A 12342-nucleotide genomic window follows, 5' to 3' on the forward strand; every position below is an offset into this window, starting at 1 on the left:
CATCTGGCGGGTAGGCCGCGGACGAGTAGGCCATCTGGCTCAGGTGGCGCACGGAGCTGCCGATAGCGACAACGATGTCCCGCCACGCCACGCGTGCGCTCCTCGTCGTCGTCTGTGCATCCGTCCTGCTCGCGCCGCCGGCGATGGCGGAGCGCCGTCCCCACACCGCCACGCGCGTCGACGACCCGGCCGGCGACACCACCACCTCCACGACGGCACCGCCGCCGCCCTCGTCGACCACGTCGACGACCGCCCCGTCCGGCACCAGCACGAGCACGACGTCGACCACCGTGTCGCCGACCGACCCGGGCGCCGGCGGCGACGTGACCGGCGGGGTGGTCCCCGACGTCGACGTCTCGGTGCCACCGCCCGGCGACCTCGACGGCACCCACGTGCCCAGCGTCGCCATCGTCGGCGACCTCTCGTCCGCCCGTGCCCTGCTCGACGAGGCCGTCGCCCGCGCCGACGCCGCCCGGCAGCGGGTCGACGACCTGCACCGCCGACTCGACGACGTCGACGCCCGGATCGTGGCGCTCACCGACGAGGAACGCCAGGCGGTGAAGCGGGTGGAGGAGTCCCAGAACGTCCTGGCCGAGCGGGCCGTCGACGCCTACATCCGGGGCAACTACGGCGATCTCGCCGCCACCCTCACCGCCGAGGACCCCAACGAGGCGAGCAGGAACGAAGCGATGATGGAGAGCGTCCTCGACGCCGACCACGACGCGGTGGGGGACTACCGCTCCGCCCGGCGCGAAGTCTCCGGTGAGCTCGTCGAGCTCGGGGAGCAGCGGGTCGAGGTGGCCGGTGACCTCGTGCAGGCCAAGGACTGGGACAAGGCCATGCGGGCAGAGGTGCGAGACGCCCGCGTGCAGCTCCTGGCCTTCGAGGCGGGCAGCGAGATCTTCGTCACCGGCATGCACTTCCCGGTGGACGATCCGCACGACTACATCGACTCGTGGCTCTCGCCGCGATCGGGCGGACGCCAGCACCAGGGCATCGACATCTTCGCCACGGCGGGCACCAATCTGTTCGCGGTCGAGCGGGGCGTGATCACCAACATGGGGAGCAACTCGCTCGGGGGCATCAAGCTCTGGCTCTACGGCGAGAGCGGCACGACCTACTACTACGCCCACCTGTTGCGCTTCGCGCCGGGCATCACCGAGGGCATGGTGGTCGAGGCCGGCGACGTGGTCGGCTTCGTCGGGAACACCGGCAACGCCGCCACGACCCCGTCGCACCTGCACTTCGAGATCCACCCGAACAACGGGCCCGCGGTCAACCCCACGCCGCTCCTCCGCGTCGTCGACGCCCTCGACGACGCCAGCGTCGCGTCGGTGGCCCGGCGCTGAGCTGCGCCACCGCCGGCACACGTCGCGCGACGCGTTGGCGGTCGGATCGGGTGGAATGAGGGCCATGGGCATGGATGTGACCGAGACGCTCGAGGTGGCGTGCGCCCCCGAGGCGCTGTTCGCCTGGGTCGAGACGTTGGACCGCTACCCCGAGTGGCTCGACATCGTCACCCGTGCCGAGCCGGCCGAGGCGGTCGAGGGTGACCCGGGGCCGGCCTGGTCGATCGACCTGAAAGGGCGCCTCGGGCCGTTGTCGCGGGCCAAGCGCCTGCGCATGGTCCGCACCCGGCACACCGCACCGACGCGAGCGGTCTTCGAGCGTCGCGAGCTCGACGGGCGGGCCCACTCGCCCTGGGTGCTCGACGCCACCGTCGAGGCCACGTCCGGCGGCGCCCGCCTCACGATGCTCCTGCACTACGGCGGCGGGCTGTGGGGACCGGTGCTCGAGCGCATGCTGCGCGACGAGGTCGAGCACAGCCGCCCCCGCCTGGCCGCCGCCGTCGAGAGCTGACCGCCGGCCACCCGACGGGTGTGGGGCGTCAGGGGGCGCGTCGGGCCAGGCGGGTGAGGGAGGCGGCGAGGGCGTAGATCACCCCGGCGTAGACGAGGACGAACTTCACGTAGGCGCACGCCGCCGCCACCTGGGGCGCCGGGGACTCGACCGGGCCCCGGATCATGTCGAGGAGGGCCACGTTCTCGACGGCGTCGAGGGCGCCGCCGACCCAGGCGGCCCACGCCAGCGCCCCACCCAGGGCGACGAGCCACGCGTGGCGGAACACGCGGCGTCCCCAGATGCACGCCAGGGCGATGGTGGACGAGTACGCCACGAGGAAGAGGTAGTCGAGGCCCGTCCCGAAGGCGGCGTGGATCACGTCGCGGTCGTCCCACGGCGCCATGACCTCGCGCGCCGCCTCCACGCTGCCCGCCACCTCGAGGCCGACGATGCCGTCCCCGCCCGGGTCGAGGAGGAGCAGTGCGGCGCCCACGACGACCGTGAGGCCGAGGAGGGGGAGGAACCACACCCGCAGCCGTCCGGGGGCGATCTCGTCGAACGGGTGGTGGAACCTCATCGGGCCCCAGCCTCGTCGTCGATCGCCTGTGCCGTCCACCGCCGGCCGCGCCGTTCGACGGCGAGGGGCAGCCCGAAGCACGCCGACAGCGCGTCGTCGGTCAGGACCTCGTCGGCGTGCCCCGCCGCCTGCACCTCGCCGTCGCGCAACAGCAGGACGTGGTCGAACGCCGGGGGGATCTCCTCGACGTGGTGGGTGACCAGCACCACGGGCGGGGTGGTGGGATCGCCGGCGAGGTGGCCGAGGCGACGGACGAGGTCCTCGCGGCCACCGAGGTCGAGGCCGGCCGTCGGCTCGTCCAGGAGGAGGAGGCCGGGGTCCCCCATGAGGGTCCGGGCGAGTTGCACCCGCTGGCGCTCACCGGAGGACAACGTGCCGAAGCGCTGCCCGGCGAGGGCCGCGCAGCCCAGCCGGTCGAGCAGGCCCAGGGCCCGCTCCCGATCGGCGTCGTCGTAGGTGTGCCACCACGGTTCCAGGGCGGCGTGCTTGGCCGTCATCACCACGTCGGTGGCGGTGAGGCCGGGGCGCAGGAGGTCGGCCATGGCGGCGCTTGCCACCCCGATGCGGGTGCGCAGGCGTCGCACGTCGGTGCGACCGAGTCGCTCGCCCAGCACCTCGACCACCCCCTCGGTGGGGTGGAGGTACAGCGAGGCGATCCGCAGGAGCGACGTCTTTCCCGACCCGTTGCGGCCGAGCACCACCCAGCGCTCGCCGGGCGCGACCGACCACGTGACGTCTCGCAGCACCCTCCGCCCGTCGATGGCGAGGCCGACCCCCTCGAGGTGCAGGGCCGGGCCGGTCGCCGGGCTCGGACGTGGGCCACCCATCCGAGGGGACGCTACCGGCCGCCGAGTACCGTGATCGGGACCCTTCGACGCCCTCGGACGCACCCTGCTCACCACCGCGCTCGGCCTGCTGGCCGTCCTGCTCCTGATCCTCGCAACGGCGTTCTTCGTCGCGGCCGAGTTCGCTCTCGTGGCCGTCGACCGGAGCCGGGTCGAGCACCTCGCCGGTGAGGGGTCGCGCCGGGCGAAGATCACCCTCAGCGTCCTGCGCCGCCTGTCGTTCCACCTCTCCGGAGCGCAGCTCGGCATCACCATCGTGTCCCTCGTGCTCGGCTTCGTGGCCGAGCCGACCATCGCGGCCCTCATCGAGCCGGCCCTCGAGCCGCTGGTGGGCGCCAGCTCCCGAGGTGTCTCGGTGGCCATCGCCCTCGCCCTGGCCACCGTCTTCCAGATGGTGGTGGGCGAGCTCATCCCCAAGAACGTGGTCATCGCCCGACCCACCCGTTCGGCGCTGCGGCTGGCGGCGCCCTTCCGGGCCTATGCCGTGGTGTTCGGGCCGGTGATCTCGGTGTCGGAGCGCGCCGCGAACTGGGCGGTGCGCAAGCTGGGCGTCGAGCCGCAGGAGGAGCTCTCCGCGGTGCGCTCGTTGCCCGAGCTCGAGCTGCTCTTCCGGACCTCGGCCGCGCAGGGGAGCCTCGAGCCGCGTGCCGCCGACCTGCTCACCCGGTCGATCCGCTTCGGGGAGAAGACCGCCGACGACGCCCTCACCCCACGGACGGCCCTCCAGGCCCTGGAGTCCGAGGCCACCCTCGCCGAGCTCACCGAGCGGAGCCTCGAGACCGGGTTCTCCCGGTTCCTCGTCTTCGGCACCGACCTCGACGACGTGCGCGGCGTGGTGCACGTCAAGTCGGTGTACGAGATCCCCCCGCAGGAGCGGGCCACGACGCCCGTGGCGGCGGTCATGAGTGAGGCCTTCGTGGTCCCCGAGAGTCGACCGCTGAGCTCGCTCCTCGGCGAGCTGCGCGAGGTGGGCACGCACCTCGCGGTCGTGGTCGACGAGTACGGGGGCACCGCCGGCATCGTCACGATGGAGGACCTCATCGAGGAGATCGTGGGCGAGATCGACGACGAGTGGGACCCCGAGCCGCCCGAGCTGTCGGTGGCGCAGCCCTCGGGTGCGTTCGTGCTGTCCGGGGGGCTCCACCCGGACGAGGTGCGGGACGCCTGCGGGTTCGTGATGCCCGACGGCGAGTACGAGACCCTCGCCGGCTTCGTCCTGGACCGGCTCGGCCACCTGCCGGTGCCGGGCGAGTGGGTGGCGCACGACGGCTGGGAGATCGAGGTCGTCGAGCTCGACCGCCGCCGCATCGACCGGGTCCGGGTCGTGCCGCCGGCCCCGCTGCCCGACTCCGAGGACGTGCCCTGATGGACGTCCCGGCGCTCCTCCTCACCGTCGCCCTGCTCGCGCTCAACGGATGGTTCGTGGCCGTCGAGTTCGCCCTCATCACGGCCCGACGCACCAAGCTCGAACAGGACCGCCAGGCCGGCAGCCGCGCCGCCGGTGTGAGCATCGGGCTCATCGACGAGCTGTCGGTGCAGCTCGCCGGCGCGCAGCTGGGCGTGACCGTGGCGTCCCTGGTGTTGGGCTACGTGGCCGAGCCGGCGGTGTCGCACCTGATCGAGTCGGCCATCTCCACCTTCGTGACCCTGCCCGAGGGGGTGCTGCGGACCATCGGCTTCGTCACCGGCCTGTCGCTCGTCGTGCTCGCCCACATGGTGCTCGGAGAGATGGTGCCGAAGAACCTCACCCTCGCCGCGCCCGAGCGCACGCTGCGGCTGCTGGCCCTCCCCACCCGGGCCCTCACGACCGTCCTGCGCCCGGTCATCGCCTCCCTCAACGCGATGGCGAACGTCGGCGTGTGGCTGCTCCGGGTCGAGCGTCGCGACACCCTGTCGGACATCCACTCGGCGGCGGAGCTGGCCACCATGCTCGAGGCCTCGCGCGAGGAGGGGCTCATCGCCGACGATCAGCACGAGCTGCTGGCGAGTGCCCTGGACTTCGGTGCGGCGCCGGTGTCGACGGTGATGGTGCCCCGTGACCGGGTGGTGCACATCCGTCGGGGCCAGACCCCGGCCGAGATCGAGGAGGTGATCCGCAGCAGCGGGCACAGCCGGCTCCCGGTCGTCGGGCGCGACCTCGACGAGGTGGTCGGGTTCATCCACGCCAAAGACCTCCTGACCCTTCGCCCCGACGCCCGGGACCTCCCGCTCCCCGAACGCCTGCTGCGGACCGAGCTGGTCGAGCTGGACGAGGCCGGCACCGTCGAGGACGCCATGGTCGAGATGCGGCGGCGGCGCCGCCACCTGGGGATCGCCCGGGACCGAGCGGGCCACACCACCGGCCTCGTGACCCTCGAGGACCTCGTCGAGGAGCTCGTCGGCGACATCCGCGACGAGTCCGACCGAGACGAGCCCGACCGGGGCACCGACGCCGTCGAGCCGCCGGCCGGGGCCGGTGACGACGGCGACGGCGGGCCCCGATGACCAGCCGCAACGGTCAGGCACTGGGTAGCCTCTGGCGGGTGCGGATGGCGTCGAGACTCCTCGTGGCCGCCCTCCTGTCGGTGGGCAGCGTGGCCGTGGTGACGGACGCCTCTGCCTCCGACGTCGACGAGGCCCGTGCCCGTGCCGAGGCGACCATCCGCGAGCTGGACGAGGCGCAAGAGGACCTCGGTCGCCTGGAGCAGCGCGTCTCGGAGGTGGAGCACCGCCTCGAGGTGGCCTCGAACGGCATCGAGGGGCTCGAGGCCGAGGTGCAGGCCATCGCCGTGGACCAGTACATGCGGGCGGGCGAGCCGCCCGCGCTGGTGCCCCTCGACGCCGACGTGGGCGACCAGCTCCTCGGCAACGAGCTGGCCCGCTTCGTCACCGAGGGCGACACCGACGCCATCGACGCCTACGCCGGCCAGCGGGCCGATCTCGAGGACGCCGCCGCCGAGCTCGACGCGCTCCGGGCCGAGCAGGAAGGCGCCGTCGAGCGCCTCGAGCAGCGCAACCGTGACCTCCAGGCCGAGGTGGCCCGCCTCGAGGAGCTCGAACGGGCCCGCATCGAGGCCGAGCGCCGTCGCATGGAGGAGGAGCGCCGCCGCCGCGAGGCCGCCGAGGCCGCCGCCGCGGCGGCAGCTGCGGACGCCGCCGACGATGCCGCCGACGACGCCGACCCGACCACCCCCTCCAGCGGGGGACCGGCCCCCGCGCCTCCCTCGGGGGGAGGCGACTTCCTGTGTCCGGTGCCCGGCTCGACCTTCATCGACTCGTGGGGCGCCCCCCGTTCCGGAGGCCGCAGCCACCAGGGCGTCGACATGATGGCCTCGTCCGGGACGCCGATCTACGCCCCCGTGACCGGCAACGTCTCGCACCGCGGGGTGAGCCTCGGCGGGCTCTCGTTCTTCCTCTACGGCGACAACGGCAACACGTACTTCGGCACCCACCTCAGCGGGTACGCCGCCTCCGGGCACGTCGTGGCGGGCACCGTCATCGGCTACGTCGGCGCCACGGGCAACGCCAACGGCATCAACCACCTGCACTTCGAGATCTGGCCGGGTGGGGGCGCCCCGGTCAACCCGTACCCGACCGTTGCCGCGGCCTGCTGACGAGGCGCTGGCGACAGCGCTCGAACAGGTCCTCGTCGACGCGCTCGGCGGTGCGGCCCGGGTCGAGGGGCTCCATCGCCTCTCGGGTGGTGCCTCCCGGGAGACCTTCGCATTCGACGCCGTGCTCGCCGACGGCACCACCTGCCCCCTCGTGCTCCAGCGCGAACGCCCGGGCGGGGCCATCAACACCGGCGGGGGCACGAGTACCGAGGCGGGGCTGCTGCGGGCCGCGGCGGCGCAAGGCGTCCCCGTGCCGGCGGTCGTGGCCACCGGGCCCGCCGACCCCGCCAGGACGGGGGAGGGGGAGGGCGAGCCGCTCGGGGCCGCCTACCTCGTGGTCGAGCGGCTCGAGGGTGAGACCATCCCCCGGCGCATCCTGCGCGACGATCAGTACGCGGCCGCCCGCGAGGGGCTCGCCGCCCAGTGCGGGCGGGCCCTCGCCGGCATCCACGCCATCCCCGTCGAGGACGCCCCCGGCCTCCACGACCTCGACCAGATCACGCAGTTCCGAAACCTGCTCGACGCGTTGGGCGAGCCTCACCCCGCCTTCGAGCTGGCCTTCCGCTGGCTGGAGGCCAACCGCCCGCCCGTCGGGCCCACGCGGGTCGTCCACGGCGACTTCCGCAACGGCAACCTGATCGTCGGACCCGAGGGGCTGCGGGCCGTGCTCGACTGGGAGCTGGCCCACCTCGGCGACCCCATGGAGGACCTCGGCTGGCTGTGCGTCAAGGCGTGGCGCTTCGGTGGCACCCCGCCGGTGGGGGGCTTCGGCGAGTACGAGGATCTCTTCGCCGCCTACGCCGACGCGGCGGGCCTGGCCGGCGGCGTCGATGCCGACGTGGTCCGGTGGTGGGAGATCCTCAGCACCGTGAAGTGGGGCGTCATGTGCATCATCCAGGCGGCGTCGCACACGCGGCGGGTCTCACGGTCGGTGGAGCTGGCGGCCATCGGTCGGCGCACCTGTGAGAACGAGCACGACGTGCTGGCGCTGCTGCCATGAGGCCCACGGGAGCGGGCAGGGCCCGAGCGGCCCGGCGCCGGAGCAGCCAGGAGGGGGTGGAGTGACCGCACCGCACGACTCGCCCACCGCCGCCGAGCTCGTCGAGGCCGTTCGGGAGTTCCTCGAGAACGACGTCCTCGGAGCCACCGAGGGCCGGGTGCAGTTCCACACCCGCGTGGCCATCAACGTCCTCGGCCAGGTGCAGCGCGAGCTCGAGTCGGGGGCGGCCATGGCCGACGCCCACCACGACCGCCTCGCCGCGCTCGGCTTCGCCGACGACATCGAGCTGGCCGCGGCGATCCGCTCGGGGGCCCTCGACGACCGTTACGACGAGGTGAAGGCGGCGGTCTGGGCCACCGTGCGGGACAAGCTGGCCGTGGCCAACCCCCGCTACCTCGAGTCGTGATCGCGCACCGGCGGTCCGCGGCGCCGCACGCGGGGTAGAGGGGGACGATGCGGCGCCTGGTCGACGGCCCACCGGTGGCTGACGTGCTCGGGCCCTACCGCGAGGTAGACCGGGTTCGTGCCGAGGGGGGCTGCTGGGTGCTCGCGAACATGGTCGGCGGGCTCGACGGGAGCGCGGCCGTGGGTGGTCGCGTCGGCGCCCTCACCGGGGGCGCGGACGCCGTGCTGTTCCGGCGCCTGCGCGCCCTGGCCGACGTGGTGCTCGTCGGCGCCCAGACGGTGCGGGCGGAGGGCTACGGCCCCGTGCGCCTCCCGGACGACCTGCGCGCCGAGCGCGAGGCGGCCGGGCGGCCGCCGGTGCCGCCGGTGGCGGTGGTGAGCCGGACGCTGCGGCTGGACTGGGAGAGCCCGTTGTTCACCGAGGCGGACGCTGCCAGTCCGACCTTCGTGGTGACCGGACCCGGTTCGGCGGAGGGGCCGGACGCACCGGCGGCCCGCCGAGGTGCGGAGCTCGTCGTGGTGGATCCCCCGGTGGACGCTCCCGACGCCGGCGTCTCGGTCCCGGGCATGCTCGCCGCCCTCGCCGATCGCGGCCACGAGGTCGTGTTGTGCGAGGGCGGCCCCACCCTCCTCGGCGAGCTCGTCGCCGCCGGCCGTCTCGACGAGCTGTGCCTCACCGTCGCCCCCGTCATCGGGGGAGACCCGCTGCCGGTGGTCACGACCGTCCCGGGCGCGTCCCTGCGGTCGTTCACGCTCGGCCACGTGGCGACCGATGAAGGCTCCCTGTTCCTGCGCTACGAGGCGAACCGCGATGGACGCTGATCCCGCCGAGACGACCACCGACGACTCGGTCGCCGAGGACTTCGACGAGCTCATGGCCCAGGTCGCCACGGCCATGGTGATCGTGACCGTCGCGGTCGACGGCGAAGCCTCCGGTTGCCTCGTGGGCTTCCACACCCAGTGCAGCATCAACCCCCGCCGCTACGCGATCTGGCTGTCGAAGGCGAACCACACCTACGAACTGGCCCTGCGGGCCCACACCTTCGCCGTGCACTTCCTCGACGACGGCGACGAGCAACTGGCGGCCCTCTTCGGCGGGCTGACCGGTGACGAGGTCGACAAGTTCGGGCGGACGGGCTGGGCCCCGGGCCCGGACGGGGTGCCGCTCCTCGACGACTGCGCCCACCGCCTCGTCCTCGCCCGCCACGCCCTCTTCGACGCGGGCGAGGACCACGTCTGCCTGGTGGGGGACCCGGTCGCCGCCACCAGCGCCGAAGACTTCATCCCCCTGCGCCTCCCGGACGTCGACGACATCGAGCCCGGCCACGAGGCCGAGGAGGAACGCCACGAGGGCTGAGGTGGGGCAACGGGAGGCGCCGGACGCCGGCGACGCGGGGTCGGTGCCGGGGTCAGGCCCCGATGGCGTGGTAGCCGCCGTCCACGTGCACGATCTCGCCGGTCGTGGCGGGGAACCAGTCCGAGAGCAGCGCCACGCACGCCTTGGCCACCGCCGAGCTGTCGGTCACGTCCCAGCCGAGCGGGGCGCGGGCGTCCCACACGTCCTCGAAGGCCGAGAAGCCGGGGATGGAACGGGCCGCGAGGGTCTTGATGGGGCCTGCGGCGACGAGGTTGACGCGGATCTGGCGCTCGCCGAGGTCGCGGGCGAGGTAGCGCGAGGTGGACTCGAGCGCGGCCTTGGCCACGCCCATCCAGTCGTACGCGGGCCAGGCCACCCGGGCGTCGAAGTCGAGGCCCACGATCGAGCCACCCCCCGCCATCAGGGGCACGACCGCGTCCGCGACGGCCCGGAGCGAGTAGGCGGACACTTGCACCGCGACCGAGACGTCGGCCCAGGTGGTGTCGAGGAACTGGCCGCCGAGGCAGGCCTCGGGGGCGAAGCCGATGGCGTGCAGGGCGCCGTCGACCTCGCCCCACCGCTCGGCGAGGGCGTCGCGCACCGCCGCCGGGTGGGTGTCGTCGGTCACGTCGAGCTCGAGGACGTCGGCCTCGTTCGGCAGCTTCCGGGCGGTGCGCTGAGTGAGGCGCATCCCGCGCCCGGCGCCGGTGAGGACGACCTCTGCGCCCTCCTCCTGGGCGAGCCTGGCCACCCCGAACGCGAGGGAGGCGTCGGTGAGCACGCCGGTGATCAGGAGACGCTTGCCGTCGAGGAGGCCCATGGCCGAGACAGTACGGCGCACGGCGGATGCGCGTGTCGGGAGAGGCCACCGATAACCTCACCGCCGTGAAGATCGGAGTGTTGGGAGGAACCGGCCCGGCCGGTCGGGCGATGGCTGCCCGGCTCGCCTCGGGTGGGTTCGATGTCGTCATCGGGTCGCGTTCGCGCTACCGGGCCATGGAGGAGCGGGACCGCCTGCTCGAGCGGTGGCCCGAACGCAACCTGTCGGTGGATTCCGAGGACAACGAGGGTGCGGCGGCCGCAGACGTCGTGGTCATCGCCACCCCGTGGGACGCCGCCGCGTCGACCGCGGCATCGGTGTCACGCCAGCTCCGCGGGAAGGTCGTGATCTCGATGGCCAACGCGCTCGCGAAGGTCGGCCACGAGTTCCAGCCACTTGTGCCGCCCCGCGGGTCGGTCGCGGCGAGCGTGCAGGCCGCGGTCCCGAAGTCGCTGGTCGCCGCCGCGTTCCACCACGTGCCCGCCAAGGAGCTGGGCGACCTCGACCACCCGGTCGAGAGCGACGTCCTCATCTGCTCCGACCACCCGTCGGCCACCGAGACGACGGCCGAGATCGTGCGCAAGCTCGCCGACATGCGCCCTCTGGACGCCGGAGAGCTCTCGAACGCGGCGCCCATCGAGGCCTTCGCCGCCGTGCTGCTCCAGCTCAACGTGCGCTACAAGACCCGCGCCGCGGTGAAGTTCACCGGCATCGACGAGTGACCACGCCGGGGGGCGAGCCGCCTCTGCGGCTGTACGACACGGCACGGCGCGAGGTCGTCGACTTCGCCCCGGGGCCCATCGTCACCATGTACACGTGCGGCATCACGCCGTACGACTCCTCCCACCTCGGCCACGCCGCGGTCTACCTGGCCTACGACGTCCTCCAGCGACGGCTCCGCGACCGGGGTCACGAGACCCGCTGCGTCCGCAACGTCACCGACGTGGACGACGACATCTTGCGCAAGGCCCGCGAGCTCGGCGTCCACTACCTCGACCTCGCCGCCGCCGAGATGACCAAGTTCGACGCCGACATGGACGCCCTCGGCATCGTGCCCTGCTGGAGCGAGCCGCGGGCGACCTCCGCCATCGCCGACATCCGTGGATTCATCGGCATGGTCCTCGACCAGGGCTACGCCTACGAGTCCGGCGGGGCCGTGTACTTCGACGTCGGCTCGTTCCCGCGGTTCGGCCAGATCAGTCACCTGTCACGCGAAGAGATGCTGGCGCTGGCGGCCGAGCGGGGCGGCAACCCGGACGACCCCAACAAGCGCGACCCCCTCGACTTCATCCTGTGGCAGCCCTCGGCCGAGGACGAGCCCGCGTGGGAGTCGCTCTGGGGCCCCGGTCGTCCCGGCTGGCACATCGAGTGCTCTGCGTTGGCCCTGCGCGAGCTCGACACCACCATCGACCTGCACGGCGGGGGAGCGGACCTGATCTTCCCCCACCACGAGTGCGAGGCGGCGCAGTCCGAGGCCGCCACGGGTCAGCCGTTCGTGCGCCACTGGATGCACCAGGCCATGGTGAGGATGGACGGCGAGAAGATGTCGAAGTCGCTCGGCAACCTCGTGTTCGTCCACGACCTGCTCGAGGACTACGACGCGCGGGCCATCCGCCTTGCGGTCGTCGCCCACCACTACCGCGATTCGTGGGAGTGGAACGAGGCGCTGATGCCCGCGTCGGCCGCTCGTCTCGAACGCTGGCTGGCCGCCGGCGCCGGTGACGGGGCACTGAGCGAGGTGCGAGCCGCGCTCGACGACGACCTCGACACCCCGACCGCGGTGGCGGCCATCGACGCCGCCGCGGCAGCGGGGGTCGGCGTGTCCTCGGCAGCCGCCCTCCTCGGCGTCCACCTCACCGGCTGACTACGCTCGCCGTTTCGGCGGAGTCGACCTGGAGGTCAA

At 73.3% G+C, this 12342-nt stretch carries 14 protein-coding genes; 11 read left to right on the forward strand and 3 right to left on the reverse strand.

From position 1 onward, the window contains the following. Positions 1–74 precede the first annotated feature (74 nt). The gene (locus JNK12_23945) at positions 75–1349 is read left to right on the forward strand and encodes a peptidoglycan DD-metalloendopeptidase family protein (GenBank protein MBL8778999.1); all 1275 of its coding nucleotides are present in this window, start codon (positions 75–77) and stop codon (positions 1347–1349) included. A 64-nt stretch (positions 1350–1413) separates the two neighbouring features. Continuing rightward, a complete protein-coding gene (locus JNK12_23950) occupies positions 1414–1860 on the forward strand; it encodes an SRPBCC family protein (GenBank protein MBL8779000.1) in 447 nt (148 codons plus the stop codon). Positions 1861–1888: 28 nt separating this feature from the next. Here the strand turns inward: JNK12_23950 and JNK12_23955 are convergent, their stop codons facing one another. Beyond that, the gene (locus JNK12_23955) at positions 1889–2419 is read right to left on the reverse strand and encodes a hypothetical protein (protein MBL8779001.1); all 531 of its coding nucleotides are present in this window, start codon (positions 2417–2419) and stop codon (positions 1889–1891) included. Then, positions 2416–3246: an ABC transporter ATP-binding protein gene (locus tag JNK12_23960; protein MBL8779002.1), complete on the reverse strand. Its 831-nt coding sequence runs from the start codon at positions 3244–3246 to the stop codon at positions 2416–2418. Before JNK12_23960 ends, JNK12_23955 begins: the two co-directional genes overlap by 4 nt. Before the next feature lie 148 nt (positions 3247–3394). Here JNK12_23960 and JNK12_23965 point away from each other — a divergent pair, with 148 nt between their 5' ends. The 7 genes from JNK12_23965 (at position 3395) to JNK12_23995 (ending at position 9619) form a co-directional block, all read left to right on the forward strand. Next, entirely contained in the window at positions 3395–4630 is a 1236-nt protein-coding gene (locus JNK12_23965) for an HlyC/CorC family transporter (GenBank protein MBL8779003.1), read from the forward strand. Further along, positions 4630–5748 (forward strand): HlyC/CorC family transporter, encoded by a 1119-nt coding sequence (locus tag JNK12_23970; GenBank protein ID MBL8779004.1) that lies wholly within the window; start codon positions 4630–4632, stop codon positions 5746–5748. The genes JNK12_23965 and JNK12_23970 overlap by 1 nt, the downstream gene beginning before the upstream one ends. Before the next feature lie 44 nt (positions 5749–5792). Further along, a complete protein-coding gene (locus JNK12_23975) occupies positions 5793–6857 on the forward strand; it encodes a peptidoglycan DD-metalloendopeptidase family protein (GenBank protein MBL8779005.1) in 1065 nt (354 codons plus the stop codon). Next, the gene (locus JNK12_23980; protein ID MBL8779006.1) at positions 6841–7857 is read left to right on the forward strand and encodes a phosphotransferase family protein; all 1017 of its coding nucleotides are present in this window, start codon (positions 6841–6843) and stop codon (positions 7855–7857) included. The genes JNK12_23975 and JNK12_23980 overlap by 17 nt, the downstream gene beginning before the upstream one ends. Before the next feature lie 61 nt (positions 7858–7918). Beyond that, positions 7919–8263: a hypothetical protein gene (locus tag JNK12_23985; protein ID MBL8779007.1), complete on the forward strand. Its 345-nt coding sequence runs from the start codon at positions 7919–7921 to the stop codon at positions 8261–8263. A gap of 74 nt (positions 8264–8337) precedes the next feature. After that, positions 8338–9084 (forward strand): pyrimidine reductase family protein, encoded by a 747-nt coding sequence (locus tag JNK12_23990; protein MBL8779008.1) that lies wholly within the window; start codon positions 8338–8340, stop codon positions 9082–9084. Beyond that, on the forward strand, positions 9074–9619 hold the full coding sequence (locus JNK12_23995; GenBank protein MBL8779009.1) for a flavin reductase: 546 nt from the start codon (positions 9074–9076) through the stop codon (positions 9617–9619). Before JNK12_23990 ends, JNK12_23995 begins: the two co-directional genes overlap by 11 nt. Positions 9620–9671: 52 nt before the next feature. Here the strand turns inward: JNK12_23995 and fabI are convergent, their stop codons facing one another. Beyond that, entirely contained in the window at positions 9672–10439 is a 768-nt protein-coding gene (gene fabI / locus JNK12_24000; protein ID MBL8779010.1) for an enoyl-ACP reductase FabI, read from the reverse strand. A 65-nt stretch (positions 10440–10504) separates the two neighbouring features. On the opposite strand from fabI, the gene npdG reads away from it, so the two are divergent. Together npdG and JNK12_24010 are read left to right on the forward strand one after the other, a co-directional pair. Continuing rightward, entirely contained in the window at positions 10505–11161 is a 657-nt protein-coding gene (gene npdG, locus JNK12_24005) for an NADPH-dependent F420 reductase (GenBank protein MBL8779011.1), read from the forward strand. 23 nt (positions 11162–11184) lie between these two features. Further along, positions 11185–12303 (forward strand): cysteine--tRNA ligase, encoded by a 1119-nt coding sequence (locus tag JNK12_24010; GenBank protein MBL8779012.1) that lies wholly within the window; start codon positions 11185–11187, stop codon positions 12301–12303. Positions 12304–12342: the final 39 nt, after the last annotated feature.

This window comes from Acidimicrobiales bacterium (assembly GCA_016794585.1).
In the GTDB taxonomy this organism is placed as follows: domain Bacteria; phylum Actinomycetota; class Acidimicrobiia; order Acidimicrobiales; family DATDAH01; genus JAEUJM01.